This window comes from Micromonospora sp. NPDC049529, from assembly GCF_055586685.1.
This window is the reverse complement of the sequence record NZ_JBVJHT010000012.1, coordinates 62,595-88,768: the sequence shown is the minus strand read 5'-3', so window position 1 is coordinate 88,768 and position 26,174 is coordinate 62,595. Positions and strand designations below refer to the sequence as shown.

General features: G+C 73.5%; 27 protein-coding genes and 1 pseudogene. 14 read left to right on the top strand and 14 right to left on the bottom strand.

Annotated features, from left to right (window positions below):
* Positions 1–38: 38 nt before the first annotated feature.
* Positions 39–779 (bottom strand): SAM-dependent methyltransferase, encoded by a 741-nt coding sequence (locus ACZ6QQ_RS22075; protein WP_465878624.1) that lies wholly within the window; start codon positions 777–779, stop codon positions 39–41.
* 122 nt (positions 780–901) lie between these two features.
* On the opposite strand from ACZ6QQ_RS22075, the gene ACZ6QQ_RS22070 reads away from it, so the two are divergent.
* Positions 902–1,444, top strand: a complete 543-nt coding sequence (locus ACZ6QQ_RS22070; protein ID WP_465878623.1) for a GNAT family N-acetyltransferase — start codon at positions 902–904, stop codon at positions 1,442–1,444.
* Positions 1,445–1,467: 23 nt separating this feature from the next.
* Here ACZ6QQ_RS22070 and ACZ6QQ_RS22065 read toward each other — a convergent pair whose 3' ends face one another.
* The gene (locus ACZ6QQ_RS22065) at positions 1,468–1,767 is read right to left on the bottom strand and encodes an antibiotic biosynthesis monooxygenase (RefSeq protein ID WP_465878622.1); all 300 of its coding nucleotides are present in this window, start codon (positions 1,765–1,767) and stop codon (positions 1,468–1,470) included.
* 164 nt (positions 1,768–1,931) lie between these two features.
* On the opposite strand from ACZ6QQ_RS22065, the gene ACZ6QQ_RS22060 reads away from it, so the two are divergent.
* The 4 genes from ACZ6QQ_RS22060 (at position 1,932) to ACZ6QQ_RS22045 (ending at position 4,653) form a co-directional block, all read left to right on the top strand.
* The gene (locus ACZ6QQ_RS22060; RefSeq protein WP_465878621.1) at positions 1,932–2,819 is read left to right on the top strand and encodes a CE1 family esterase; all 888 of its coding nucleotides are present in this window, start codon (positions 1,932–1,934) and stop codon (positions 2,817–2,819) included.
* Between the two features lie 97 nt (positions 2,820–2,916).
* Positions 2,917–3,894 carry a universal stress protein gene (locus ACZ6QQ_RS22055; protein ID WP_465878936.1) on the top strand — a complete coding sequence of 326 codons (978 nt, stop codon included), beginning with the start codon at positions 2,917–2,919 and terminating at the stop codon, positions 3,892–3,894.
* A gap of 46 nt (positions 3,895–3,940) precedes the next feature.
* Complete coding sequence (locus ACZ6QQ_RS22050) at positions 3,941–4,150, top strand: phosphatidylethanolamine-binding protein (RefSeq protein WP_465878617.1); 210 nt, start codon at positions 3,941–3,943, stop codon at positions 4,148–4,150.
* Entirely contained in the window at positions 4,147–4,653 is a 507-nt protein-coding gene (locus ACZ6QQ_RS22045; RefSeq protein ID WP_465878614.1) for a hypothetical protein, read from the top strand. The genes ACZ6QQ_RS22050 and ACZ6QQ_RS22045 overlap by 4 nt, the downstream gene beginning before the upstream one ends.
* Positions 4,654–4,683: 30 nt before the next feature.
* Here the strand turns inward: ACZ6QQ_RS22045 and ACZ6QQ_RS22040 are convergent, their stop codons facing one another.
* The gene (locus ACZ6QQ_RS22040; RefSeq protein WP_465878612.1) at positions 4,684–4,884 is read right to left on the bottom strand and encodes a hypothetical protein; all 201 of its coding nucleotides are present in this window, start codon (positions 4,882–4,884) and stop codon (positions 4,684–4,686) included.
* A gap of 131 nt (positions 4,885–5,015) precedes the next feature.
* Between ACZ6QQ_RS22040 and ACZ6QQ_RS22035 the strand changes: the two genes are divergently transcribed.
* A complete protein-coding gene (locus tag ACZ6QQ_RS22035; RefSeq protein ID WP_465878610.1) occupies positions 5,016–5,687 on the top strand; it encodes a hypothetical protein in 672 nt (223 codons plus the stop codon).
* A 74-nt stretch (positions 5,688–5,761) separates the two neighbouring features.
* On the opposite strand, the gene ACZ6QQ_RS22030 is transcribed toward ACZ6QQ_RS22035, so the two are convergent.
* A complete protein-coding gene (locus tag ACZ6QQ_RS22030) occupies positions 5,762–5,917 on the bottom strand; it encodes an amidophosphoribosyltransferase (RefSeq protein ID WP_465878935.1) in 156 nt (51 codons plus the stop codon).
* Between the two features lie 141 nt (positions 5,918–6,058).
* Entirely contained in the window at positions 6,059–7,381 is a 1,323-nt protein-coding gene (locus ACZ6QQ_RS22025) for a hemolysin family protein (RefSeq protein WP_465878609.1), read from the bottom strand.
* Between the two features lie 101 nt (positions 7,382–7,482).
* Here ACZ6QQ_RS22025 and ACZ6QQ_RS22020 point away from each other — a divergent pair, with 101 nt between their 5' ends.
* Positions 7,483–8,634 (top strand): SRPBCC domain-containing protein, encoded by a 1,152-nt coding sequence (locus ACZ6QQ_RS22020; protein ID WP_465878606.1) that lies wholly within the window; start codon positions 7,483–7,485, stop codon positions 8,632–8,634.
* Positions 8,635–8,658: 24 nt separating this feature from the next.
* Here the strand turns inward: ACZ6QQ_RS22020 and ACZ6QQ_RS22015 are convergent, their stop codons facing one another.
* From ACZ6QQ_RS22015 to ACZ6QQ_RS21980, 8 genes and pseudogenes are all read right to left on the bottom strand, one after another.
* Positions 8,659–8,856 (bottom strand): hypothetical protein, encoded by a 198-nt coding sequence (locus ACZ6QQ_RS22015; RefSeq protein WP_465878605.1) that lies wholly within the window; start codon positions 8,854–8,856, stop codon positions 8,659–8,661.
* Between the two features lie 4 nt (positions 8,857–8,860).
* Positions 8,861–9,487, bottom strand: a complete 627-nt coding sequence (locus ACZ6QQ_RS22010) for a carbonic anhydrase (protein WP_465878603.1) — start codon at positions 9,485–9,487, stop codon at positions 8,861–8,863.
* A 116-nt stretch (positions 9,488–9,603) separates the two neighbouring features.
* Positions 9,604–11,370 carry a selenocysteine-specific translation elongation factor gene (gene selB / locus ACZ6QQ_RS22005; RefSeq protein ID WP_465878602.1) on the bottom strand — a complete coding sequence of 589 codons (1,767 nt, stop codon included), beginning with the start codon at positions 11,368–11,370 and terminating at the stop codon, positions 9,604–9,606.
* Between the two features lie 2 nt (positions 11,371–11,372).
* On the bottom strand, positions 11,373–12,761 hold the full coding sequence (selA, locus tag ACZ6QQ_RS22000) for an L-seryl-tRNA(Sec) selenium transferase (protein WP_465878599.1): 1,389 nt from the start codon (positions 12,759–12,761) through the stop codon (positions 11,373–11,375).
* A gap of 50 nt (positions 12,762–12,811) precedes the next feature.
* Positions 12,812–13,831, bottom strand: a complete 1,020-nt coding sequence (gene nrfD, locus ACZ6QQ_RS21995; RefSeq protein WP_465878596.1) for an NrfD/PsrC family molybdoenzyme membrane anchor subunit — start codon at positions 13,829–13,831, stop codon at positions 12,812–12,814.
* A complete protein-coding gene (locus ACZ6QQ_RS21990; protein WP_465878593.1) occupies positions 13,828–14,874 on the bottom strand; it encodes a 4Fe-4S dicluster domain-containing protein in 1,047 nt (348 codons plus the stop codon). Before ACZ6QQ_RS21990 ends, nrfD begins: the two co-directional genes overlap by 4 nt.
* A 20-nt stretch (positions 14,875–14,894) precedes the next feature.
* Positions 14,895–18,101 (bottom strand): annotated as a pseudogene (gene fdh, locus ACZ6QQ_RS21985) (formate dehydrogenase); the annotation flags it as partial.
* A 132-nt stretch (positions 18,102–18,233) separates the two neighbouring features.
* Positions 18,234–19,685 (bottom strand): hypothetical protein, encoded by a 1,452-nt coding sequence (locus ACZ6QQ_RS21980; RefSeq protein WP_465878589.1) that lies wholly within the window; start codon positions 19,683–19,685, stop codon positions 18,234–18,236.
* 162 nt (positions 19,686–19,847) lie between these two features.
* On the opposite strand from ACZ6QQ_RS21980, the gene ACZ6QQ_RS21975 reads away from it, so the two are divergent.
* Genes ACZ6QQ_RS21975 through ACZ6QQ_RS21955 form a run of 5 tightly spaced genes read left to right on the top strand, consistent with a single transcriptional unit; the run spans position 19,848 to position 23,757 of the window.
* Positions 19,848–20,510 (top strand): glycosyltransferase, encoded by a 663-nt coding sequence (locus ACZ6QQ_RS21975; protein WP_465878587.1) that lies wholly within the window; start codon positions 19,848–19,850, stop codon positions 20,508–20,510.
* Positions 20,507–21,208 (top strand): TIGR04282 family arsenosugar biosynthesis glycosyltransferase, encoded by a 702-nt coding sequence (locus tag ACZ6QQ_RS21970; protein WP_465878583.1) that lies wholly within the window; start codon positions 20,507–20,509, stop codon positions 21,206–21,208. The genes ACZ6QQ_RS21975 and ACZ6QQ_RS21970 overlap by 4 nt, the downstream gene beginning before the upstream one ends.
* A gap of 22 nt (positions 21,209–21,230) precedes the next feature.
* Positions 21,231–22,343, top strand: coding sequence for a molybdopterin-dependent oxidoreductase (locus tag ACZ6QQ_RS21965; protein ID WP_465878582.1), 1,113 nt, complete (start codon positions 21,231–21,233; stop codon positions 22,341–22,343).
* A complete protein-coding gene (locus ACZ6QQ_RS21960) occupies positions 22,340–22,783 on the top strand; it encodes a hypothetical protein (RefSeq protein WP_465878581.1) in 444 nt (147 codons plus the stop codon). The genes ACZ6QQ_RS21965 and ACZ6QQ_RS21960 overlap by 4 nt, the downstream gene beginning before the upstream one ends.
* A complete protein-coding gene (locus ACZ6QQ_RS21955; RefSeq protein ID WP_465878578.1) occupies positions 22,780–23,757 on the top strand; it encodes a magnesium transporter CorA family protein in 978 nt (325 codons plus the stop codon). The genes ACZ6QQ_RS21960 and ACZ6QQ_RS21955 overlap by 4 nt, the downstream gene beginning before the upstream one ends.
* Positions 23,758–23,838: 81 nt before the next feature.
* On the opposite strand, the gene ACZ6QQ_RS21950 is transcribed toward ACZ6QQ_RS21955, so the two are convergent.
* The gene (locus ACZ6QQ_RS21950; protein WP_465878576.1) at positions 23,839–24,786 is read right to left on the bottom strand and encodes a hypothetical protein; all 948 of its coding nucleotides are present in this window, start codon (positions 24,784–24,786) and stop codon (positions 23,839–23,841) included.
* 320 nt (positions 24,787–25,106) lie between these two features.
* Here ACZ6QQ_RS21950 and ACZ6QQ_RS21945 point away from each other — a divergent pair, with 320 nt between their 5' ends.
* Complete coding sequence (locus tag ACZ6QQ_RS21945) at positions 25,107–25,451, top strand: hypothetical protein (RefSeq protein ID WP_465878573.1); 345 nt, start codon at positions 25,107–25,109, stop codon at positions 25,449–25,451.
* On the top strand, positions 25,448–26,107 hold the full coding sequence (locus ACZ6QQ_RS21940; protein WP_465878570.1) for a nucleotidyl transferase AbiEii/AbiGii toxin family protein: 660 nt from the start codon (positions 25,448–25,450) through the stop codon (positions 26,105–26,107). Before ACZ6QQ_RS21945 ends, ACZ6QQ_RS21940 begins: the two co-directional genes overlap by 4 nt.
* The last annotated feature ends 67 nt before the right edge of the window (positions 26,108–26,174 follow it).

Genomic DNA, 26,174 nt, shown 5'->3' with positions numbered 1-26,174 from the left:
TTGCTGCTCGTCGACGCCGCCGCCGGGCTCCGGCGCGGTCAGCGCAGCGCGACCCCGCCGTGGAAGGCGTCCGGCACCTCGGCCGGCGGACCGTCCGGACGCCACCGGGCCACCGGGAGGATGCCGTCGGCGGTCAGCCGCCAGTTCCCGAGCAGGTCCGGGAAGGCTGCCGGGTCACGCATGTGGAAGCCCTCCCCCATCAACGCCAGCGCCGCCGGATAGCCGGTCAGTTCCTTGCCGTCGAAGTCGAACGCCAGCATGCTGCCCGGCGGGACGACCCGGTGGAGCTGGTCGAGCGTGCGGGCCAGGGTCGGGTCGTCGAGGAAGGCGGCGAGCCCGAGGAAGACCACCCCGATCGGCTCCCGCCCCCAGCCCGGCAGGAACCTCGCCAGCGCCTCCGGGTCGATGGTCGCGGGGTCGGTCGCGTCGCCGAAGGCGTACCCGGCGCGGTCGTGTCCGGTGAGGACCTCCCGGCCGAGGGCGATGGTGACCGGATCGATGTCGGTGTAGAGCACGTGCGCGCCGCCGGCCACCTCGTGCACGTTGCCGCAGGTCGGCACCCCCGCCCCGAAGACGAGGAAGTTCTCGATCCCCTGCTGCGCCAGGTACGCCACCGAGCGGCCGAGAAAGGCGCGCAGCGACCGGAAGATCGCCGCGCAGGGCCCGTACGCGCCCTCGAACGCGGTCGCGGCGGCGACGTCCACCGGGAAGTGGTGCCGGCCGCCGAGCCAGTAGTCGATCATGCGGGCGGTGCTCGGGGCGACGGGCGTCTCGGTCATCGACGGAGTCCTCTGCTGCGCTGGACCGGGTGGGCTCGCCAGCGTACCCAGCCGGTGGCCCGGCCGGCCGGCGACGCGACGTACGGCCGGGGCGATTGTCACAGCGGTGTGGTGGACTCCGGGTGGAAGCGGGACGTCGGACGGTGGAGGAAACGGTGCTGCTGCGGGATGTGCAGTCGAGTGACGTCGAGGCCTACGTCCGGATGCGCTGCGATCCGGTCATGATGGCGGACCTCGGCGGCCCCCTACCGCGTACGGGCATCGAGGCGAAGGTCGCCCGGGACGCCGAGCGGGCGGCGGCGGACGCCGACTGGATCCGGATGATCGTGCCGGACCCCGATCACCCGGAGTTGGTCGCCGGCACGGTCGCGCTCTGGTCGCACGAGGACGACGGCGAGGTCCTGTCCGAGATCGGATGGATGGTGCTGCCCGAGTTCCAGGGCCGGGGGCTCGCCAAACGGGCCACCCGGAGGCTGCTCGAACAAGCCCGCGACCAGCGGCGCTGGGGGCCGGTGCACGCCTTCCCCGCGATCACCAACGGCCCGTCCAACGGCATCTGCCGCTCGCTCGGCTTCACCCTGGTCGGCACCCAGGACGTCACCTTCGCCGACCGGCTGCTCCGGTCCCACCACTGGGTGATCGACCCCGCCACCGACCTGCGCTGAGCCGCCGGACCCGGACCGGCCGATCAGATGAGCCGGCCGTCGAGCACCCGGCCCTCCTCGGAGCTGACCAGTTCGTCGATCAGTTCGAAGAACGCCCGGATGTAGGGCAGGTTCCCGCCCTTGGCCCGGGATGCCGCCAGATCCTCCGGTGACCGCCAGAACACGATGTCGACCCACTCGTCGTCGGGCAACTGCACCAACCGGGCATCGAGGAAACCGGCCCGGTCGGCCTCGAAGTCGCGCAACATCGCCGGTCGCGCGGCGAGCAACTCCTCGGCCCGCTGCGACGCCACCCGGAACCGGGTCAGTTCTACGGTAACCATCGTCGCCCCCCATGGTGATCGCGCCGGTCGGGTCGCGAACACACACGCAGATTATCGGCAGCGCCGGAGACGAACCGGGTTTCGGCGTACGCCGAAAGGGTTGACCCCGCCACCGGGCGATCAGCGAAGGTATGTGCCAACGGGAACGGGGAGGGAGGACCGTCGTGCGACAACTCGTACTGGGGGTGACGGCGGTGGGCATGCTGCTCGGCCTCGCGGCCTGCGACGCGACCGAGCCCCCCACGACCCCGACCCCGACCCCGGCCGCCGTGCAACCGGCGCCCGGCAAACACAGGTTGACGCTCGACCACGGTGGCGTCACCCGTGCGTACCGGCTCCACGCCCCGGCCGGCTACGACCCGGCCACCGCCGTGCCGCTGGTGATCGCGCTGCACCCGTTCCCCGGCGAGGGCCTGGGGATGAGCGAGATGGTCGGCCTGGACGAGAAGGCCGAACGGGAGAACTTCCTGGTCGCGTACCCGGACGGGATCAACGGTGGGTTCAACGCCCTGGTCTGCTGCGGCAACGCCGACGACGTCGGCTTCCTCAGCGCGCTCACCGGTCACCTGGTCGAACGGTGGCGGGTGGACCCCGACCGGGTCTACCTCACCGGCATCTCCAACGGTGGCGACCTGAGCTTCCGGGCGGCGGTCGAGGCCACCGGAGTGTTCGCCGCGATCGGGGCGGTCAGCGGCGGATACGTCGGCCCGTCGGCCGCCCGTACCGACTTCGTCCCCCGGAGCCCGGTCTCGGTGATCACGTTCATCGGTGGCCAGGACCGGTACGCCCAGCAGTTCCGGGCCGGGATCGCCGCCTGGCGGGAACGGCTGCGCTGCACACCGGCCGCGCCCGTACCGGCACCGGTCGCCGAGGCGATCACCCGGACCCGGACCAGTTGCGCCGACGGCAGCGAGGTCGAGGTGTACCTGCTGGAGAACATGGGTCACTCCTGGCCCGGTGCCCGTACCGGCATCATCGCCGCTCCCAACGCGGGTCTGGTGGCGACCGACCTGATCTGGGAGTTCTTCGCCGCCCACCCCCGGCGGTCCTGAGCCTGCCGGGGGTGGTGACTATCGCCCCGGCGACCGCCCCACCCGCCCATACTGGGAGGGACCCCCGCCCCCATGGACACCGGGAGGAGGGGCAGTGGTGGACGTACCCAGCGCGCCGCCGGTGGTGGTCGGCGTGGACGGCTCACCGACCGGGCTGGCCGCGGTCCGGTTGGCGGTGGACGAGGCACAACGCCGGTCCCGCCCGCTGCGGATCGTGCACGCCTTCGTGTGGCCGAAGCTGAAGGTGTCCGGCAAACCCTCCCCGGCCGGGCCGCCCGACGGCGGACTGCGCCGGCAGGCCGAGCAGGTCCTGACCGAGGCGGTGGCCCAGGCCCGGGCCGCCGCACCGAACCTCGCCGTCACCGGTGAGGTGGTGACCGGTTTCGCCACCGCCGTGCTGGTCGGTGAGTCCACCAATGCCGCCGTGGTGGTTATCGGCGACCACGGCCTCGGCGGCCTCACCAGCCTGCTGATCGGCTCGGTGGCCGTCCAGGTGACCTCCCACGCCACCTGTCCGGTCCTGGTCGCGCGCGGGCGCCCCGACCCGACCGGCCCGGTTGTCGTCGGGATCGACGGTTCGTCCCGGTCGCACGAGGCGCTCGCCTTCGCGGTCGACGAGGCCGCGCTGCGCGGCACCCACGTGGTGGCGGTGCACGCCTACCGGCACCCCGTCTCGACCCAACCCGGCGACGTGGTGCCGGTGGTGCACGACAAGGAGGCCCTGCGCGACGACGAGGGCCGGGTGCTGGCCGAGTCCGTCGCCGGCTGGCGCGAGCGCTACCCGCAGGTGGAGATCAACCGTCAACTGATACCCGGACGCGCCGCCCCGGCGCTGGTTGAACTGTCCCGGTACGCCCAACTCGTCGTGGTCGGTGGACACGGTCGGGGTGCCCTCGGCGCCCTGCTGCTCGGCTCGGTCAGCCAGCACGTTCTGCACCACTGCGAGAGCCCGGTGGCGGTCGTACACCACGCCCAGCCGGCGCAACCGGAACCGCGCCCCCGGACGGTGGTCGACGCGGGGCGCGACGGTGACCTCCAGCCGCGTGACGCGAATGGCCCCCACCTGGGCGGGTAGACACCCCGGGTACGCCGTCGGACACAAACGGAACGGGGACAAGCGAATGCCAGGACCACGACCGGGCAGCAACGCGTACGACGTCGAGCGGGCCCGACTGCGAAAGCTCATCGAGGACTCCGGGCGCGCCGTGGACAAGGGCGCCAACACCGTCGCCAACCAGGTCCTCCAGGACGACCGGGGCCAACGGGGCGTGCTGCGCAGCGAACGCGGACGGGGCCCGAAGGGCGAACGCGGACGCGGCGAGCGGAGATGACCATGGGATGGTACGGCCACTCGGGCGTCGACCGCACGGGTGCGGCGGTCGACGGCGCCATCGCCGGCACGGTCGGCACGCTGGCGCTGAACGCGGTCACCTACCTGGACATGATCGTCCGGGCCAGGCCGGCGAGCAGTACGCCGGAGGAGACCGCCGGGCATTTCGCCCGGACCGTACACCTGGATCTGGGGCCCGGGGATCGGGCGGCGAACCGCCGCTCGGGCCTCGGGCCCCTGCTCGGTTACGGCACCGGGGTCGGCGCCGCGGTTCTCGTGACCGTGCTGGCCGCCGGACGCAGGTTGCCGCTGCCGGTGGCCGGGCTGGTGCTGGGCGCCGGGGCGATGTTCGCCTCGGACGCGACCATGGCCGGGCTGGGCGTCACCGATCCGCGCCGGTGGAGCCGGTCGGACTGGCTGTCCGATGCCCTGCCACACCTGGCGTACGGCTTCGCGGCCGCGGCCACCTGGCACCGGCTGAGTCGGTCGCGCCGGTCCCGATGACCGTGCACGCCGACGTCTGCGGCGCCGGTGTCACTCGGACCGGCGCTCGGCGTCACCGCTGCGCGCGACCGGTCGGCCCGACGGCCCGTACGGGGAGACCTGTTCCGGCGGAACGGGTCTGGCGGCGCCACCGGAGGACTGGCGCCGGTCGCCCGGCCGTGGGCCCTTGCTGTCCTGCACGGTCGGGTTGTTCTCGTTGCGTCGCATCTCCGGTTGCTGCACGTTCGTCATCGCTGTCTCCTTCCGCGCTCGGTGCCGGTGCGTGGCGCACCGACCCGCACCGCCTCGATTACCCGGCCGCCGGTCGGCCATGCGGGTGCTCCGGCCGGGCTAGCGGCGGCGTCAGCGGGTAGGCAACGGGCATGAGCAACGATCGCGAGGTGGTCCGGGCCCTGCTGGACCGGTACGGGCAGACGTACGCCGAGCAGGCCGGGATCGAGCTGGCCGACCGGCCGATGCCGCTGTACCAGTTACTGGTGCTCACCACACTGCTGAGCACCCGGATCCGGGCGAGTGTGGCGATCGCCGCGGCCCGGGAACTGTTCGCCGCCGGCTGCCGGTCACCACAGCAGACGGCGGCGACGAACCGGCGGAGTCTGCTGGCCGCGCTCGGCCGTGGTCACTACCGGCGGTACGACGAACGCACGGCCACCATGCTCGCCGAGGGTGCCCGGCTCTGCCTGGACCGGTGGCATGGCGACCTGCGCAAACTGCACGCCGAGGCGGGTGACGACCCACCGGCGCTGCGCCGGCTGATCGTCGAGTTCCCCGGTATCGGCCCGACCGGGTCGGAGATATTCCTGCGCGAGGTGCAGGCGGTCTGGCCGGAACTGCGCCCGTACACCGATCGGCGGGTGGGTACCGGGGCGCAGCGGCTCGGGTTGCCCGCGTCGGCGGACAAGCTCGGCGACCTGACCGGCGGGGCGGATTTCGCCCGGCTGGCCTCGGCCCTGGTGCGGGTCTCGCTCGGCGAACAGCCGGTCGACAACCGTGAACTTCCGGCCGACCTGGCCCGCGCCGTGGCGGCCCGCTGAGTCACCCGGCCGGCCGCCGAGCCTCCCGGCCGCCGGCCCGTCTGTCTGCGCGGCGGTGGGCGGGCTCGCCGAGGTCAGCTCGTCGAGGTGCTGCCGGGCTTGGTGAGGTGCCAGACGATCAGGGCCGCGACCGCCGCCAGCACCAGGATGGCGACGGTCAGATCCTGCCCCTCGCTGGTGCCGAAGAAGATCACCGCCAGCCCTGCCAGCACAGACAGGAAAGTCCGCAATCCCTTGTTTTTCACGCGATTCACCGTAGCGACGGGAATGGGCTGCGTCCCCGGCTCCGGTGGAGCGTCCCCGTACGGGTCGGCGGGTCGCGGTGACCCGCCGGCGCCTCGGCGCGTCGGACGTGCTCCCCGTGAACCCGCTCACGGCTGGTCGTCCGCTCCGTGGGCCGGTTCGGCCTGGCCGTGGTCGGTGCCGTGGTCGGTGCCGGTGCGCAGCCGTACGGTGCGGATGGCGTGCCCCGCGACCTCGACCACCTGCGCGGTCAGTCCCGGCAGCCGGAGAATCTCGCCGGGGCCGGTGGGCAGGTGCCCCAGCCGGGCCAGCATCAGGCCGGCCAAGGTGGTGTACTCCCCGGTCAGCGGGACCCGCAGGGTGATCCCGAGATCGGGCAGGTCGTGCAGCGGAAAGGTGCCCGGCACCAGCAGCGCCCCGTCCGGCTCGCGGACCACCGACTCGACGTCCCGGTCGGTCTCGTCGTACAACTCGCCGACCACCTCGGCCAGCAGGTCCTCCATGGTGACCAGCCCGTCGGTGGCGCCGCGTTCGTCCACCACGAGCGCGAGTTGGTGGCGCTGCTGGCGCAGTTGCCGCATCGCGTCGGCCACCCGGAGCATCTCGGGCAGGAACACCGCCGGCCGGGTCCGCTCGCCGACCCGGCACCCGCCGCCGACCAGGTCACGGATGTGCACCACGCCGACCACGTCGTCCAGCCCGGTCGGTCCGGTCACCGGCGCGCGGGACCGGCCCGTCTCGGCCATCCGGAGCAACGCCTGTTCGATCGGCATCGCCGCGGGCAGGCTGGTGACCTCACCCCGGGGCACCAGGATCTCCCGCAGGGTACGATCGGCGATCTCGAACGCCCCGGTGAGAATCTCCCGCTGCTGCGGTGACACACCCCGTTGACTGACCACCAGTTCCCGCAGCTCGTCCGGGTTGATGTCCTCACGGGTGGCGTGCGGGTCGGCGCCGAATACCCGTACCACCAGGTTCGTGGCCGCGCTGAGCAGCCAGACGACCGGGCGCACCAGGGTCGCGAACAGATCAAGGGGCCGGGCGACCAGCAGGCCCCACCGCTCGGCCCGCTGCATGGCGATGCGCTTGGGTGCCAGTTCACCGAGGACGAGCGTGACGAAGGTCAGGATGGCGGTCACCACCACCACCGCGACCGGTCGGGCGGCTCCGCCGAGGAAACCGAGCGGGCCGATCAGCGGCTGGGCCAACGAGACCGCCGCCGCGGCCGAGGCGAGGAACCCGGCCAGCGTGATACCGATCTGGGTGGTGGCCAGGAACCGGTTCGGGTCACGGGCCAGCCGGGCCAGGACCCGCCCGGTACGCGACCCGCGCGACAGTCCACGCAGTTGGCCCTCGCGCAACGAGACCAACGCCATCTCACTGCCGGCGAAGGCCGCGTTGATCAGGACCAGCAGCAGCACCAGTCCCAACTCCGCGCCGTGTCCTCCCACGACCCCCGCCGCCCCCCCGTTCGCCCCTGAGGCCACCTAACCGCAGCCGTACGGGCCGGCGGGCCGGTTTGGCCGGACAAGTGGGTCGGTACAGTCACGCGGTGACCGATATCCGGACAGAGGTTGAACTGCGCCACCCGGTGGACCGGGTGTGGCGTGCGCTCACCGACCAACAGCTGCTCGAGAAGTGGCTCGGCGCCACTGACCTGGTGCCCGAGGACGGCGCACCGTTCGAACTGCGGCCGATCGGCCTGCCCGGCCTCGACGGTGAGGTCAACGGCGCGGTGGTCGAGGTCGAGCAGGCCCGGCGACTGGTCCTGCGGTGGCGGGAGCACGGCGTGCGGATGCTGGTCACGTTCGAGCTGACCGAGACCGAGGACGGCTGCCGGCTGGTCGTGCGGCAGTCCGGCACCGACGGGCACTGGACGACCGAGCAGGAGGAGCGACGCCGGCACGACCTCGACCAACTGCTCACCGGACCGCTGCCGGCCGTACTGGACTGGCTCGCGTTCCGGGAACTCGACTTCACCTCCGAGACGGCCGTCGCCGTCGGACCGGACGACCCGAGCGTCGACGCGTACGGCTTCGGCGGTGCGTGGGACGGGGACGCCGCGCGTCGTCGCCGACGGCCGCTGGTCGCCGGGCTGATCGCCGCCGCGATCGTGGTCGGTGGCGCGCTGGTGGTGATCGCCGTCCTCCGGCCGCCCGGCGCGACCACCCCCACCGCCGCCCCGCAGGCGGGCTCCCCCGCCCCGTCCGGCGTAGCGGTCAGCGGCCCGGCAAGCCCGGCGGCGGGTGCCGTACCGTCGCGGGCCGGCACACCGCAGGCGAGCGCGACCGGCTCGGCGCCCGCGAGCCCGTCGGCAAGCCCGCCCACTCCGACTCCCCCGGCCGCGCCCACGGCCGGCCTACCGGCCGCCGGCAACCCGCCACCGCCTGGCCAGCCGAACCTGGACGCCCGGTACGCCCGCGCCTCCAACGAACTGCTCGGCTACACCGGCGAGATCGTGCTCACCAACTCGGGCACCGCCGAGGCCGCCGGCTGGACCGTCACCGTCGTCCTGCACGGCGGCGCCACGGTGACCGGTGTGTCCGGGGCGAACCGCGAGCAGAAGGGGCGGACGGTCACCTTCACCGGGTCCGCCGTGCCCGCGAACGGCTCGGCCCGGTTCACGTTCCAGGTCAACGCGGCGCTCAGCGAGCGGCAGCCGGAGAGCTGCCGGGTGGGTGACCGCGCCTGTGCCGGGCTGTGACACCGGCCGGTGCCGGCCCGACGGTCACATCTCCTCCAGGTCGTCGAGTTCGAGGCCCTGGATCATCAGCCAGCGGGCCAGGCCGGCCAGGCCGAACAACCAGAGCGGCGCGGACTCGGTGGTCCCGTTGGTCGCGTAGATCGCGAACCTGAGGTCCGGTGCGCGGATCGCCTCGATCCGCCACCGGTGGTTGCGGTCCCGCCAGGTCGTCACCGGGTCCACCGGGCTACACCCCGACGCCGCCCACTCGGCGCACGCTGCCCTCGGCCAGCCGGTACGTCAGGCCCACCACCCCGCACCTGCCGTCGGCCAACCGCTCGGCGATCACCCCCGACCGGTGCGCCAGCATGTCGACGGTGTACTTGACGTGCTCCTCGACCGCGATGTCGGGATGGGTGGCGGCCTGCTCACGTACGGGAAGCACGCTCAGCATCACCCGCTCGACCACGTCCCGCATGAACCCGGCCGGGGTGATGCCGCGTTCGATCGCCGCCAACGTCGCGGCGACCGCGCCGCAGGAGTCGTGTCCGAGGACCGCGATCAGCGGCGTGTCCAGTACGGCGATGGCGTATTCGATGCTGCCCAGCACCTCCGGCCCGACGACGTGTCCGGCGGTACGCACGACGAACAGGTCGCCCAGGCCGCGATCGAAGATGATCTCGGCGGCCAGCCGGGAGTCGGAGCACCCGAACAGCACCGCGAACGGCCGCTGCGCCGGGGCGAGCGCCGCCCTGCGGTCGGCGTCCTGGTGCGGATGGAGACGGTTCCCGCTGATGAACCGTTTGTTGCCCTCCAGCAGCAGTTCCAACGCCGCCGCCGGGGTCGCCGGCCACTTCAGACCCGTCTCCAACATCCGTCACTCCCACCGCCAAACCGGGTTACCGGTTGCCCCGCCGGGCGCGGGTGACCGGCCGGATTCGTCCCGCACACCGTACTCGGCGGCGGGCCCGAACCGGCGGAGGTGAGCGGTCAGGGTGGCGGGCGCAACACCACCCGCGTGTCGTCGGGCAGCCGTCGGGTGGCGCCCCGCGCGTCGAGCAGTTCGAGCAGGGGGACCGCCACCCGCCGGGTGGTGTCGAGAGCGCGTCGTGCCCCGCTGAGGGTGAACGGCTGCGGCAGCCGGGCGAGCACCCGGACCGCCTCGTCGACCGCGCCCGGCAGCAGGACCACCGCGCCGCCGAGGCGCAGCAGCGCGCCGGCCCGTACCGCCGCCGCCAGTTCGCGGTGACCGAGGCCGATCTCGGCCAGCCGGGCCGCCTCCGGGGCCCGGAACGGCGCCCCGGCGAGATCCGCGCCGACCCGGTCGACCGCCCGGCTGACCGCCGGTGGCAGGGTGCCCCCGGCCGGGCCGATCGTGATCCGGCCGGCCCGGACCACCAGCGGCGGCCGGACCAGGGCCTCGACCAGCGCGCGGTCGGGCAGGTCGAGGCGGTGCGCCAGCACCGGCAGTGGGGCGCCGGGCTCCAGCGGATGGTCCCGCAGGTAACGGCCGACCTCGTCGGTCAGGCGGGCGGCCAGCTCACGCCAGTGGTCCGGATCGGCGTGCCAGTCGGCGACGGTCGGGCGGCCGGTCACGGTCACGCCCATCCGCTCCAGCCCGGACCGCCGGACCAGGCCCCGACGCCGCAACTCGGCCCGCTCGTCGGGCCGGCCGTCCATCGCCGCCAGCTGCGTCGCCCGGCTCGCCGCCGCGCCCCGGCGACGCAACGGCGGCGGTACGACGTCGAGCACCGTCACCCCACCGAGCACCCGCCGCCGCCCCGGATCCCGCAGCAGGGCCCGGTCGCCGAGCCGGATCGGGAGCGGGCGGGCCAGCCGGAGCCGGGCGGTGTCGGGGCCCAGCGGCCGGACCCGGACCTGCACCGCGGCCGAGCCGAGATGCAGCCCGACGGTGGCCGGCAGCCGCCCCGTCGGTTCGCCGTGCAGGCGCACGTCGACGACGTCGGTCGGCTGGAACCGTCCGGGGGTGAGCAGCGCGTCGCCGCGTCCGACCAGGTCACGTGGGACCCCGCGCAGGTTCACCGCGACCCGGGCCACCCCGGTGACCCGGTCCAGGGCCATTCCCCGCGACTGCAACCCACGGACCCGGACCCGTTGTCCGCCGGCCCCTAGCTCCACCTCGTCGCCGGTGCGCAGCTCTCCCCCGCCGAGGGTGCCGGTGACCACCGTGCCGCTGCCGTGCACGGTGAACGACCGGTCCACCCAGAACCGGACCGGGGCGTTCGGTGCCGGCACCGGCATCCGCGCGACCAGCCGGTCCAACGCGGTCCGCAGCTCGGGCAGGCCGGCGCCGGTGACCGCGCTCACCGCGACCGCGTCGACCGGTCCGAGGCAGGTCGCCCCGATCAGTTCGAGGGCCTGCGCCATGGCCGGACCGGGATCGGCCAGGTCGGTACGGGTGACGGCGAGCAGCCCGTACCGGACGTCGAGGGCGTGCAGGGCGGCCAGGTGCTCGGCGGACTGCGGCATCCAGCCCTCGTCGGCGGCGACCACGATCAGGGCGGCCGGCACCGGACCGACACCGGCGAGCATGTTCGGCACGAACCGCTCGTGTCCGGGTACGTCGACGAAGGCGACCCCGGCACCGGACGGCAGGCTGGTCCAGGCGAACCCGAGGTCGATCGTCATGCCCCGGCGGCGTTCCTCCGCCCACCGGTCGGGTTCCATCCCGGTGAGCGCCCGGACCAGGCTCGACTTGCCGTGGTCGACGTGTCCGGCGGTGGCGATGACCTGCACGGTCAGCCACCGGGGCGCGACGGTGGCGTCGGCCGGGGTCCGCTCGCGGCCAGCCCGTGCAGCGCGGCGCGCAGCGTCGGGTCGAGTTCGGGCGGCACGCAGCGCAGGTCGAGCAGGAGTCGTCCCCGTTCCACCCGGCCGAGCACCGGCGGATCACCTCGGCGCAGGGCGGCGGCGTACCCGGCGGGCAGGGCGACGGCCCACGACGGCAGTTCCACCCCGGGGGCGCCACCGCCGCCGACGACGGCGGCGCAGTCGACGACCCCGACCGGTACGCCGGTGGGCGCGACCGCCGCGCAGAGCGCCTCGGCGCGTACCCGCAGATCCTCAGGGCGGGCGAGCAGTGCCTGCCAGGTGGGTGTCCCGCCGCCGCGCAGGGTGGCTTCCAAGGCGGCGAGGGTGAGCTTGTCGACGCGTACCGCCCGGGCCAGCGGGTGGCGGCGCAGCCGTTCGACCAGGTCGGTCCGGCCGAGCAGCAGCCCGGCCTGCGGCCCGCCGAGCAGCTTGTCGCCGCTGGCGGTCACGAGTGCCGCCCCGGCGCGCAGGGCGGTGGCGGCGTCGGGTTCGTCCGGCAGCAGCGGCTGCGGCGCCAGCAGACCCGAGCCGATGTCGACCACCACGGGAACACCGAGACCGGTGAGGTCGGCGACGGGTACGGCGGCGGTGAAGCCGCGTACGACGAAGTTGGACGGGTGCACCTTGAGCACGAAGCCGGTCCGGGGCCCGAGTGCCGCCGCGTAGTCGGCCCGGGTGGTGCGGTTGGTGGTGCCCACCTCGCGCAGCCGGGCCCCGGTCGAGGCGAGCAGGTCGGGCAGGCGGAAGCCGTCGCCGATCTCGACGAGTTCGCCCCGGCTGACCACGATCTCCCGACCGGCGGCGAGGGCCGTGGCGGCGAGCAGTAGCGCCGCCGCGCCGTTGTTGACCACGTGCACCGCCGCCGCGTCCGGGACCGCCGTGGCGAGCGCGGCCAGCGCCCCCCGGCCGCGCCGGGCTCGCCGTCCGGTGTCGAGGTCGAGTTCGACGTCGGTGTGGCCGGCGGCCGCGACCACCGCGGCGACCGCCTCCGGGGAGAGCCGGGCCCGGCCGAGGTTGGTGTGCAGCACGACCCCGGTGGCGTTGACCACCGGTCGGGGCCCCGTCGCGGCCCCGGACAGGGTGGCTGCGACGACCGTGGGAACGTCCTCGGGACCGATCTCGCCGCGCCGGGCGCGGTCCTGGGCGTGGCCGATCGAGACCTTGACCCGGGCCCGGCCGAGGGTGGCGACGGCGGTCGCCAGCCGGGGATCGGCCAGCACCAGATCGGTACGCGGTACCCGCCGACGCGGATCGACCGGGGCGTCACCCGGCACACCGGCGGGCGGACCGGTACGTCCACCGGGCAGCAGGTCCATTCGCGAACTACAGCACAGGCGCGGCCGGGCCGGAGCCGAATCGGGGCGGATCAGTCGACGGTGGGATCGCCGGCGACGCGTCGCTCCCGCCGCTCGCGTTGCGGCACGACGGTGTAGCGGGGGTCGCGGGCGGAGGCGAGCCCGGCCTGGAACACACCGAACCGGATCAGTGCCGAGGAGGCCATGCAGGCGACACCGGCGACGACGGAGAGCGGACGGCTGCGCTGACCGAGCAGGCTGCCGGCCACCCCGACGGCGAGCGCCAACCGGCCGGCACGGATCAACCGGCCGGCGGGCCCGTGCCGGTACGGCTCGCCGGTGAGCCCCATCCGGACCAGCTTGCGGATGGCGGTCAGTTCGGTCAGGGCGGCGGCGAGGACCAGCCGGCGGGCCGGCGGGTGCTCGCCCGGCGGTGCCGCCAGCAGGGTGATCCCGGCGGCGCTGGCCAGCGCACCGGCGGCGAAGACGAACGGCAGCTGCGGGTGGGCGTCGTGCCAGGCCGGCACGGCGGTGTCGGCGAGCAGCACACCGGTGTAGGTGGCCAGTGCCGGGGCGATCGCCCCGGCGGCGAGTCCGGCGGCGTCGCCGACCGCCGGCAGCGTTCGGCCGATCAGTCCGAGGGGCCCCCGGCGGGGCAGCAACGGGGCGAGTTCGGCAACGGCGGCGATCCCGGCCGCCGGCCCGAACGCGGCCAGGATCCAGGTGCCCATCGACATCGGCGAGGTCGGTTTGGCCACCCGGAGCATGTGGTGGAACCGTTCCGGACGCCCCAGGTCGTGGATCAGGAAGTAGGTGCTGGCGCCGATCGCGGCCAGCGCACCGGTCCGGGAGACCCGGCGCAGCCGGGGCCGGTCGGTCAGCTGGCTGGCCACGGCGACCATGGCGGTGCCGGCGGCCAAACCACCGGTGAACAGGTACGCCGGGATGTCCCACTTCCACACCGGGGCCTTGATGATCGGCCGGCCGTAGTACGAGGTGAACCGTTCCCGGTGGTCGGGCATGCCGGCCCGGTCGCGGTCACCGGGCCCGACCGGGCCGTCGAACCGGGCGGTCCCGGCCGGGGCGGTCATCGCCGGTGCCCGACGAACGAGGCGGCGACCGCGGCGATCATGGTCAGTCCGGCGAGGGCGGCGTGCCGCCACATCAGCGGCAGGTCACGGGTGGTGACCACGGGGTCGGGTGGGAGGCCGTACACCTCGGGTTCGTCGAGGAGGAGGAAGAAGGCGCCGTCGCCGCCGACACCGTCGGCCGGGTCGTGCCCGTACAGGCGGGCTTCGGGGGTGCCGTCGAGGTGCAGCCGCTCGACCCGGGACCGGGCCCGTTGGCGCAGTTCGTCGAGGGGGCCGTACTGGATGGACTCGGTCGGGCAGGCCTGGGCGCAGGCCGGGGTGAGGTTGGCGCCGATGCGGTCGTAGCACAGGGTGCACTTCCACGCCCGACCGTCGTCGTGCCGCTGGTCGATCACCCCGTACGGGCAGGCCGGGATGCAGTAGCCGCAGCCGTTGCAGATGTCCTGCTGCACCACGACCGTGCCGAACTCGGTCCGGAACAGCGAGCCGGTCGGGCAGACGTCCAGGCAGGCGGCGTGGGTGCAGTGCTTGCAGACGTCGGACAGCATCAGCCAGCGCAGGTCGGACCGGTCGCCGCCGCGCTGCCGACCGGGTGGCACGGAACCGGGCATGCCGAGGAACTCCGGCTCACCGAGCGTCATCCGGGCAGCGGCGGACGGGTCGGGGGCCGGCGGCGTACCCGGTCGGGTACCGGTGTCGACCGGGCTGCGGGCGGCGACCGCCGCGGAGGTGGGGCTGCCCGGTGGTCCGGCCAGCGTGCCGGCGAGGGCGGGCCGGTGTCCCCCGGCGGGGCGGGCCTGCTCGACGAAGGCGACGTGCCGCCACGAGTTGGCGGTCAGCGCGCCGGTGTTGTCGTAGGACATGCCGAGCAGGTCCAGGCCCTGCTGCGGCACCGCGTTCCACTCCTTGCAGGCGACCTCGCAGGCCTTGCAGCCGATGCAGACGCTGGTGTCGGTGAAGAAGCCCATCCGGGGCGGGGCGTCGGGAAAGCCGGCGTCCGGGGCGGGGTCGGTGGCGGCGGACCAGTGCGCGGTGTCGGGCATGTTCAGGCCTTTCCGTTGTCCAGGCCGGCGCGGCGGCGGTACTCGGCGACCAGGGCGAGCAGCGGGGCGCCGGTGGGGCGGCGGCCGGGCCGTACGTCACAGGTGCCGACCTTGCTCTCCTGGATCAGGACGTTCGGGTCCAGGACGATGCCGACCAGGTCGTTGGCCGAGTCGCCACGGACGATCCCCTCACCGCCCCAGTGGTACGGCAGCCCGACCTGGTGCAGCGTGCGGCCGTCGACGCGCAGCGGGGCGAGCCGGTCGGTGACCAGCACCCGGGCCTCGATCGCCGCCCGGCTGGTGACCAGGTGCGCCCAGCCCAGGTGGGTCAGTCCGCGTTCGCGGGCCAGTTCCGGGGAGACTTCGACGAACATCTCCGGTTGCAGTTCGCTGAGGTAGCCGACGTTGCGGCTCATCCCGCCGGCGGTGTGGTGCTCGGTGAGCCGGACGACCGTGAAGACGTACGGGAAGACGCCGCTGTGCGCGTCCGGCGGGCTCGGGTTGACCGGGTTGTCCGGCCGTGGGTAGAGCTTGCGTACGGGGTTGGCCTGCTGCCCGTAGAGCGGGTTGCGGATCGGCGACTCGCCGGGTTCGTAGTGGGTCGGCAGCGGCCCGTCGAGGGCCCCGGCGGGCGCGTACAGCCAGCCCTTTCCGTCGCCCTGCATGATGAACGGGTCGTCACCGGCGAGCGCCTCGATGCCGACCGCGCCGTCGGGTGGCCGGTACGACGGTGGTTTGGTCTTCTCGAAGTCCGGCACGTCCGGGCCGGTCCAGGCTCCGGCCTCGGGGTCCCACCGGACGTACGCCTTGCGTTCGCTCCACGGCCGGCCCTGCGGATCCGCCGACGCCCGGTTGTAGAGGATCCGCCGGTTGGCAGGCCAGGCCCAGCCCCATTCGGGCGCCACCCAGGTCTGCTCGGTCCACGGGCGGCGCCGGGCGGCCTGGTTGATCCCGTCGGCGAACACCCCGGAGTAGATCCAGCAGCCGCAGGCGGTGCGACCGTCGTCGGTCAGTTCGGTGTACGAGCCGAGGGGGCGGCCGGTGCCGACGTCGTACCCGCTGATCTCGCGCAGCACCGCCTCGGCGCTCGGCTCGTGGTGCGGGCCGGCGGTCGGGTAGTCCCAGTTGAGGTCGAGCAGGGCCCGGTCGCGGGGGCGGGTGGAGCCGGCCAGCTTCTGCCGCAGGATGCGGCCGAGGTGGTAGAAGAACCACAGCTCGGAGCGGCAGTCGCCGACGGGTTCGACGGCCTTCTCCCGCCACTGGAGCAGCCGCTGGGTCTGGGTGAAGGTGCCCTCCTTCTCCACGTGCGACGCGGCCGGCAGGAAGAACACCTCGGTCCGGCACTCCTGCGGCGGCATCTCACCGGTGGCGACCTCGGGGCCGTTGCGCCAGAAGGTGGCGCTTTCGACCATGAACAGGTCTCGGACCACCAGCCAGTCGAGGTTCGCCATCCCGAGGCGCTGGGCGCGGCCGTGCGCGGAGCCGACGGCCGGGTTCTGGCCGAGCAGGAAGTACCCCTTGACCTTCCCGTCGATCATGTCGAGCACCGTCCGGTACGTGCCGTGGTCGCCGGTCATCCGGGGCAGGTGGTCGTAGCAGAAGTCGTTCTCCGGGGTCGCCGCGTCCCCCCAGTACGCCTTGAGCAGGCTCGCCCCGTACGCGCGGGCGCTGCCCCAGAACCCTTTCTGACCGGGGTGCTTGATGCTGTCGATCCACTCGTCGAAGGTGGGGTGCTGGGCGTGGTGCGGCATCGGCAGGTAACCGGGCAGCAGGTTGAACAGGGTGGGGATATCGGTGGAGCCCTGGATGCTGGCGTGCCCGCGCAGGGCGATCACCCCGCCGCCAGGGCGGCCGACGTTGCCGAGCAGCAGTTGGATGATCGCCCCGGTACGGATGTACTGCACGCCGACGCTGTGCTGGGTCCAGCCGACCGAGTAGACCAGCGCGCTGGTGCGTTCCCGACCGGAGTTGGCGGTCCAGGCCCGCGCCACCCGGTCGAACTTCTCCCGGGGGATGCCGCAGACGCGTTCGACCATCTCCGGGGTGTAGCGGGCGTAGTGCCGTTTGAGGATCTGGTAGACGCAGCGGGGGTGTTGCAGCGTCTCGTCCCGGTCGGTGAGCCGGCCGACCGGTACGCCGTGCGACTCGTGCCGCAGTCCGCTGGCGGTGTCCCGTTCGGTGGCGCTGTCGTGGCTCCCGCCGTCGGCTTCCTGTCCCCGGTACTGCCAGCCCGTCTGGTCGTAGGTGCTGGTCTGCGGGTCGTAGCCGGAGAACAGCCCGTCGAGGTCCTCGGTGTCCCGGTAGTCGTCGCTGACGATAGTGGCCGCGTTCGTGTACGCCAGCACGTACTCCCGGAAGTCGAGTTCGCTCTCCAGGATGTGCCGGATGATGCCGCCGAGGAAGGCGATGTCGGTGCCGGCGCGGATGGGGACGTAGGTGTCGGCCATGGCACTGGTCCGGGTGAACCTCGGGTCAACGTGGATCACGGTGGCGCCGCGCTCCTTGGCCGCCATCACCCACTGGAAGCCGACCGGGTGGCACTCGGCCATGTTGGAGCCCTGGATGATGATGCAGTCCGAGTTGGCCAGGTCCTGCTGGAACCCGGTGGCGCCGCCGCGCCCGAAGCTGATCCCCAGACCGGGGACGGTGGAGGAGTGTCAAATCCGGGCCTGGTTCTCGATCTGCAACGCGCCCGCGGCGGTGAACAACTTCTTGATCAGGTAGTTCTCCTCGTTGTCGAGGGTCGCGCCGCCGAGGCTGGCGATGCCGAGGGTCCGGTGCAGCGGGCGTCCGGCGTCGTCGACGTCCTCCCAGGTCGCGTCGCGGGCGGCGAGCAGCCGATCGGCGATCATGTCCATCGCGGTGTCGAGGTCGAGGTCCTCCCACTCGGTGCCGTACGGCCGCCGGTAACGGACCCGCTGCTGTCGTAGCTCGCTGGTGACCAGGCTCCTGCTGGCCGCGCCCTTCGGGCAGAGCCGGCCCCGCGAGATCGGGCTGTCCGGGTCGCCCTCGATCTGGGTGACCTTCCCGTCGCGCACGTAGACCCGCTGCCCGCAGCCGACCGCGCAGTAGGGGCAGATCGAGCGGGCCATCGTGTCGGCGGTCTCGGTCCTGGGGGTGAGCGCGGCGGACAGCGCCGACTGCGCCGCGGCGCCCCGGCCGAGCGGGTCGTCGCCGGTGAGCTGCCGGTAGACCGGCCAGCCCTCGATCCAGGTACGGACGCCCACCGCGGCACCACTCCCCTGGCCGGTCGGGAAAGCCTGACAATTCCGACGATAGGTCAGTACGGGTGGCGGCGTCGGCACAACCGCTCACCCGGCGGTCGAGGGCAGCGCCCACCGGACGATCCGGACCAGCGTTCACCACACGGTCCAGACCAGGTGGTTGACGGCGAGCGCGGTCACCGCCTGGACGGCGAGCCACCGGCGCCGGTGGGCGTCGGGTAGGAGCGCGGTGGCGGCGGGCAACCAGACCGCGAACGGCAGCCAGATCCGCTCCACCTCGGCCTTGCTCATGCCGGACAGGTCGGCGACCACGATCGCGAACGCGGCGGCCAGGGTCAGCGCCACCGGTCCGGTCGACATCCGACGGAGAACCGCCCCGAACCGACCGCCGTCCATCGGCGACCCGTCACCGGGCGACCGAAGCGCGAGCACGGCGCGGCGCAGCGCGGGCGCGCACGCCGGCCCGGCGGCGAGCACCAGGGCGGCCAGGTTCGCCCAGACCCAGTACGCGTACGGGCGCTCCCGCGCGATGCCCTGGTAGTAGCGCTCCACCACGAGGTGGTAGCCGTCGTACCACCAGAACCCGGCGCGGGCGAACCCGACGACGACGGCCGCCACCCCGACCGCCGCCGGCAGCAGTATCCAGCCCCGGCGGCTGACCAGCACCACCGCCAGCACCAGCGGACCGATCAGCACCAGCCCGTAGGAGAGGAAGACACCGAAGCCGAGCAGCAGACCACCGGCCGCCGCGACCAGGGTCGCCGGGCCGGAGCCACCGTACCGTCGCCCGATCCGGCGCCGGTGCGCCCCGGACGGTGTCGGCTGCCCCGGTCGGCCGGCGGCGACGGCGAGCAGCGCGATCCCACCGGCGGTCACCCCGGCGAAGATCGCGTCGGCGGAGACACCCCACCAGACCGCCCCCGGGAAGATCACCACGAACGGCAGCACCCGCCGGGCGGCCCGCTCGTCGCCGAGGACGCGTACGGTCACCGGCACCGCGACCGCCGTGGCCGCCGCGGCCGCCACGCAGACCAGTGCGGCCCAGCCGCCGCCGGCCAGCCCGATCCGGTCGAGCCAGACGAAGACCAGCAGCGCGCCGGGTGGGTGGCCGGAGACGTGGGTGGCCCAGGCGTCCGGCTGGAAGTCGAGGATCCGACCGGCGAACCCCCGCACCATCGCGGGGACGTCGGTCACGCCGGGCACCTCGCTGAGGTACTCGGCGTCGAGGGTGAGCCGGGTGGCCAGGCCGACCCGCCAGCCGTCGACCAGGGCCAGCGAGACGATCCAGGCGAACGCGGTCACGTACCCGGCCGCGAGCAGTGCCGGCCAGCGCAGCCGGAGGGCGAGCCGGGGCCCGTACCCGATGGTGGCCGCCGCGACGAGCAGCGCGGCGGGCGTGCCGGGGCCGACGTGCGGGCCCCAGGTGGCGAAGAGCGGCGCGCTGCCGGCGTGCAGCGGCACCCCGTCCCGGTTGAGCCGCCAGCCGACCGCGACGGCGAGGCCGACCAGGGCGAGCGCGGCCAGGGCCGACGCGGCGTCCGCGCGGCGGCGGCGCCCGACGCGGGTCCGGGCCGGCGCCTGCTGCACGCGGTCACGCTACCGACGCCGGCCGGCGGCCGGGCCGAAACGTCACAGCAGGTCGTACGGGGTGCGCCGCGCCGGTCCGGTCGGGTGAACCCATCGGGCCGGCGTTTAAACCTCCCGACAATGGCTAACTGCGGCTCGACCTACGGAGCGCGAGGAGTGGCCGTGACCGACTCACCACGGGTGGACGTGGTGCTGCCCTGCCTCGACGAGGCGGCGGCCCTGCCCGGACTGCTGCGCCGGCTACCGACCGGTTACCGGGCGATCGTGGTGGACAACGGGTCCCGCGACGGCTCACCGGAGGTGGCCGCCCGGCACGGCGCCCTGGTGGTGCCCGAGCCCCGGCGCGGCTACGGTGCCGCCGTCGACACCGGGCTGCGGGCCGCCACCGCCGACATCGTGTGCGTGCTCGACGCCGACGGCTCCCTCGACCCGGCCGACCTGCCGATGCTGGTCGCGCTGGTGCGGCGGGACGCGGCGGACCTCGCCGTCGGCCGGCGGATCCCGGTCGGGCGGGGTGCCTGGCCGTGGCACGCGCGGGCCGGGAACCTGGCCCTGGCAGCGATGATCCGACGGCGGGGCGCACCGGTGCACGACATCGCCCCGGTCCGGGCGGTACGCCGCGAGGACCTGCTCCGCCTCGACGTACGCGACCGGGCGTTCGGCTACCCGTTGGAGTTGCTGACCCGGGCGGCGGCGGCCGGGTGGCGGATCGTGGAACGTCCGGTGGCCTACCGACCGCGTACCGCCGGCACCACCTCCAAGGTCTCCGGCTCCGTACGCGGCAGCCTGCGGGCCGCCCGCGACATGGCCCGGGTGCTGGCGTGACCCCCGCACGACCGGTGCTGCTGGTGCTGGCCAAGGCACCGGTCGCCGGGGCGGTGAAGACCCGGCTCTCGCCCCCGGCCAGTCCCGCACAGGCGGCCGAGATCGCCGCCGCCGCCCTGCTCGACACGCTCGACGCCGTGGCGGCGACCCCGGCGGTGACCCCGGTCGTCGCCCTGGCCGGTGACCTGTCCGAGGCCGGCCGGGGCGAGGAGATCCGCCGGGCGTTGGCCGGTTGGACGGTGCTCGACCAGCACGGACCGACGTTCGCCGACCGGCTGTGCAACGCCCACCTGGACGTCGCCGCCCGGTTTCCGGGACAGCCGGTGCTGCAGATCGGGATGGACACCCCGCACCTGCACTGGACCCTGCTCGACGCCGCCGCCCGCCGGCTCGACGGGGGCGCGCGGGCACTGCTCGGCGCCGCCCTCGACGGCGGCTGGTGGGCGCTGGGACTGCACGACCCGGCCGACGCGCAGGCACTGCGTACGGTGCCGACCTCCCGTCCGGACACCGGGGCGCGTACCCGGCGGGCGTTGCGTGAGCGCGGGCTGCTGGTCGAGGCGCTGCCGACGATGTCGGACGTCGACACCATGGCCGACGCGGTCACCGTCGCCGCCACGGTGCCCGGTGGGCGGTTCGCCGCCGCCGTGTTCGACCTGCGCGACTCGTGGCTGGTGCCGGTCCGGGAACAGCGATGAGCGCGGTCGGGGCGGGCCGGCCGTGAGACTCCGGGTACCCCGCGAGTCGGACTTCACCGCCCCCGCGCACGACGTACGGGTCGCCGCCCGACTGGGACTGGCGCTCGGGGTGGCCTTCGGGCTCTGCTTCGCCACCGGTCTGCTCTCCCACGCCGGCCAGCACGGGTCGTGGTGGCCGACCCGGCCGGTGAACTTCTACCGGATCACGCAGGGCGTGCACGTGCTGTCCGGGATCGTCGCCGTGCCGCTGCTGCTGGCGAAGCTGTGGAGCGTCTACCCTCGGCTGTTCGCCCGGCCGGTGGTCCGCTCGGTGCCGCACGCGCTGGAACGCGCGGCGCTGCTCGTGCTGCTCTCCGCCGCGTTCTTCGAACTCGCCACCGGCCTGTTCAACAGCGCCCAGTCGTACCCGTGGCCGTTCCAGTTCGTGCCCACCCACTACGCGGTCGCCTGGGTGGCCGTCGGCGCGCTCGGCATCCACGTCGCCACCAAGCTGCCGCTGATCCACGACGGGTTGCGCCGCCCGGTCGGGCCGGCGCAACCGGGCCGGACCGGGCTGAGCCGGCGCGGTTTCCTGGCCACCACCGGGCTCGCCGCCGTCGCCGCCCTGGTGGCGACGGCGGGAGCGACGGTGCCGTGGCTGTACCGGGTCTCCCCGCTGAGCTGGCGGGCCGGGCGGGGACCGCAGGGACTGCCGATCAACCGGACCGCGAGTGCCGCCCGGGTGGACCGGGTCGGCGCGGACTGGCGGCTGACGGTCAGCTGGCCGGGCGGGACGAGGATGCTGGACCGGGCCGAACTGGCCGCCCTGCCGCACCACACCGCCCGGCTGCCGATCGCCTGCGTCGAGGGCTGGAGCGCGAGCGCGACCTGGACCGGGGTCGTGCTGGCGGACCTGCTCCGCGCCGTCGGCGCACCGACCGGCCGGGTCGAGGTCGAGTCGCTGGAACGGTCGGGGGCGTACCGCAGCAGTGTGCTGCTGCCGGACCACGTGCGGGACCCGCTCACCCTGCTGGCGCTGCGGATCAACGGCGAGGAGCTGACCTTGGACCACGGGTACCCGTGCCGGATCATCGCGCCGACCCGGCCGGGCGTGTTGCAGACCAAGTGGGTCGCTTCACTGCGGGTGCGGCCGTGATGCTGCCGATCCGGGTGCTGTTCGGGGTGGTCGGCACGGGTGTGCTCGGGTACGGCGCCTGGCTGCTCTGGGCCCAGGTCACCTGGGAGCCCGGTTTCGTGTTCCCGCTCGGTGGTTGGCTGGTCGGCGGGCCGATCCTGCACGACTGGGTGCTGACCCCGGTGACGGCGTTCGCCGGTGCGCTGCTCGCCCGCAGGCTGCCCCGGCCGTGGCGGACCACGGTGGTCGCCGGGCTGGTCAGCACCGGGGTGCTGCTGCTGGTCGGGATCCCGCTGCTGACCCGGCCGATGCCGGCGGCCCCGAATCCGGGCCTGGACGACCGGGACTACCTGCCCGGCCTGCTGCTCTACCTGGCGGTGCTCTGGGTGCTGCTGCTCGGCGCCACCGCCGGCTACACCGGCGTGACCCGGCTGCGACGGCGACGGGTGGACGGGCGATGAGTGTGCGCAGCCGGCTCTACCGCGACGGGGAACTGATCGCGCAGGACTTCCCGGCGACCGAGGTCGCCAGCCGGCTCAACGAGACCGAACGGTCCTTCGCCTGGCTGGACCTGTGCCGGCCGACCCCGCAGCAAATCGCCCTGCTGACCGAGGAGTTCGGCATGCATCCGCTCGCCGTCGAGGACGCCATCCAGCAGGCGCAGCGGGCCAAACTGGACCGGTATGACTCGCACCTGTTCCTGAACACGTACATGGCGGAACTGACGCCGGACGGCGGGTTGAGCACGGCGGAGGTGGCCGCCTTCATCAACCAGCGGGTACTGATCACCGTCCGTTACGACGAACGGCTCAACATCGACCAGTTGCTCATCCGCTGGGACGAGAACGTCGAGATGGCCAAGTACGGCATCGCGTTCCTGCTCTACGGCCTGGTGGACGCGCTGGTGGACGGGCACTTCGAGTCGGTGCAGCAGCTCGACCAGGCGCTGGTGGAGTTGCAGAACACGATGTTCCGCCCGCACCGGGAGTCGTACGCCGAGTTGCAGGAGCGCACCTTCCTCGCTCGCCGCAACCTGGTCCGGCTGCGCCAGGTCGCGCTGCCGATGCGGGAGGTGGTGAACTCGATGATGCGTCCGACGATGCACCTGGTCAGCGCCCCGATGCTGCCGTACTTCCAGGACGTCTACGACCACGTGCTGCGGGTGATCGAGTGGACCGAGTCGCTGCGGGACCTGAACAACGCGATGCTCGAAACGAACCTGATGTTGCAGAACAACACGATGAACCAGATCGTCAAGCAGGTGACGAGTTGGGCGGCGATCATCGCCGTACCGACGGCGATCACCGGGTTCTTCGGCCAGAACGTGGCGTTCCCGTGGGAGCACACGCTGACCGAGTTCATCGTGTCGACGATCGTGACGATCGGCATCGCGGTCGGGTTGTTCGCGGAGTTCAAGCGCCGCCGGTGGATCTGACGACCCGCCGGGACCCCGGAGACGCCACCGGCCGGGCCCCCGCTCGGGGACCCGGCCGGTGGGCAACCGTCCGGTGCCGACCTACCTGTTGTTCCAGAGGTCCTGCACGATGTGCGCGGCCTGGTTCTCCCACTGCGCGTACGCGAACGGGTAGGCCGAGACCTGCACGGTCTGCGCCGCGTCGGTCAGCGGCAGATGCTGCCACCCGTCCACCCGCTTGAGCCCGTTGAAGAAGGCCGAGGCGGCGTAGTCGGGGTCGGTCACCTGCTCCGGCGTGCCCCAGCCCGACGACGGACGCTGCTGGAACAGGCCCAGCGAGTCGTGGTCGTTGAGGTAGCCGAGGTGGCCGTAGTTGTTGAGCTTCGACTCCTGCAACGAGGTCGCGACGCCGATGACGGCGCCCCGCTCGCCGACGCCCTCCCGCTTGGCGGTCTGCACGATCGCCTTGGCGTTGTTCCACTGGTCGCCCGAGAGGGGCGTGGAGACCTGCTGACCCTGGGTGCCGAACGGGATCAGGTCCGACAGGTTCGGCTTGTCGTCCGCCTTCCGGTCGGCGAGCTTCGGCGACGTCGAGTCCGCGGGCTTCTCCGAGGCCTGCGGCGCCGAGGTGGACGCCTGCGCGTCGGCCGGCGGTTGACCGGCCTGCGCGCCCGCGGCGGCCGGCGGGCCGACGAGCGGCTTCGCGTCGGTCTTGCTCGCCTCGACGGCCTGGCGCAGTTGCGCCGCCGCGGCCGGGTTCACGTTCGGCGAGGTCGAGTTGTCGGCCGCCAGTGCGGGACCGGCGGCGAGTCCGCCCACGACCGCGACACCGGCGAGGGTGAGTACGGCCTTGCGGCGGTTGCCCTCCGCCAGCCGACCGAGGTCGAGGCGGCGGATCTGGTACCGGGTCAGACCGCGCAGGTCGCCTTGGAGCACCTTGGCCTGTTCGAGCCGCCGGCCGAGGTCGGCCTGCTCGATTCTGGTCCGGGCGTACTGGCGCAGGTCGGTCTGCGCGATGGCCGGGAGCCATCGAGTGAAGCGGTTCTTCACGATGGGTGCCCTTCCGTTGGGGGTGACGCTCCGGCGGGAGCATCCCGAGGGGGATGACGCACTCCGGGAGGAGCAGTCCGGGGTAAAACAACACGCCCGGCAGAGGCTGCTCGGGCGTACGCATGGTGTAACGGGCCGGGCTTGTCCGACATTCCAGAAATGACTGGCTGGTGGTGACCGATCGGGCGGCCCGGGGCAGCCGTGTCCCGTGGTCGGCGACGCCGACACCGCCCTCCACCCACCCGGCACCGATTTCGACATAACGGACAGGAAGGACATGCCTGGGCCGAGCCGAGCCGAGTACGGGCTACGCTCTCCCCATGCTCGGCACCCACACGACCACGGCCGGCGTCGCCTTCATGGCCCGTCCGGGACGCCCCGCCGTGGTGACCCGCACGGTCGCCGAGCTGACCGGACCGGCCGGCGGCGTGGTGGAGCTGCCGTTGCGGCTGATGTGGTGCACCGACCGCACCTTCGATCTGGCCGACCCCGACCAGCTGCTCTGGATGTACGAGAATGTCCTGCGCGAGGCCACCCGCGCCGACGACCTGCGCCGCCTGGTCAACGGGACCCTGCTGCGGCGAGTCTGGCCGGACCTGAACCTGCCGCACGGTGTCCGGCGGGCCTGGGAGGCCCGGCACCGGATGCTCCGCCGGGCAGCGTGAGCACCGCACATCTGGGCGACTTCTACCGGGAGGTGGCCCGGGTCGCACTCTCCGTCGCCGACCGCTACGGCTTCGTCCTCGGCGGCGGCGTCGCCTGGGCCGCACACGGACTGGTCAACCGGCCGACCGAAGATCTCGATCTGTTCGCGGACGTCGACGGCGCCGCCGGGGCGGCGGCCACCGAGGTTCGCAACGTGCTGCAAGCGGCCGGCTTCGACGTACGCGACGAGGACCCCACCGGTGACCTGGCCAGTCTCTTCGACGGCTTCGACCAGGACATGAAGGACTTTGTCGTGAGCCGGGGCGGCCGCCAGCTCCGGTTGACCCTGGGCCGGCTCGACCGGCACCGAAGCCCGGTGGTGATGGACCTGGGCCCGGTCATGCACGTGCAGGACCTGGTCGCGAGCAAGACCGTCGCCCTGATCACCCGCCGCGAGGTCCGCGACTACATCGACATCGCCGCCGCCCTGGACGTGTACCGCCTGGACGAGTTGCTGGCGCTGGCGCACAGTTACGATCCGGCCCTCGACCCGGAGGACATCCGGGCCGCCGGTCACTACCTGGACCGGCTACCCGACCGACGGTTCGCCCGCTACGGCCTCACCCCGGACGAGGTACGGATCGTCCACCAGCGCCTGGCCGACTGGCCACGCTGACCCGGAGCGAAACCCCGGGTGGTACGCCGTTGGCCGGGTCCCCGGCTTCGGAGACCCGGCCAACGGG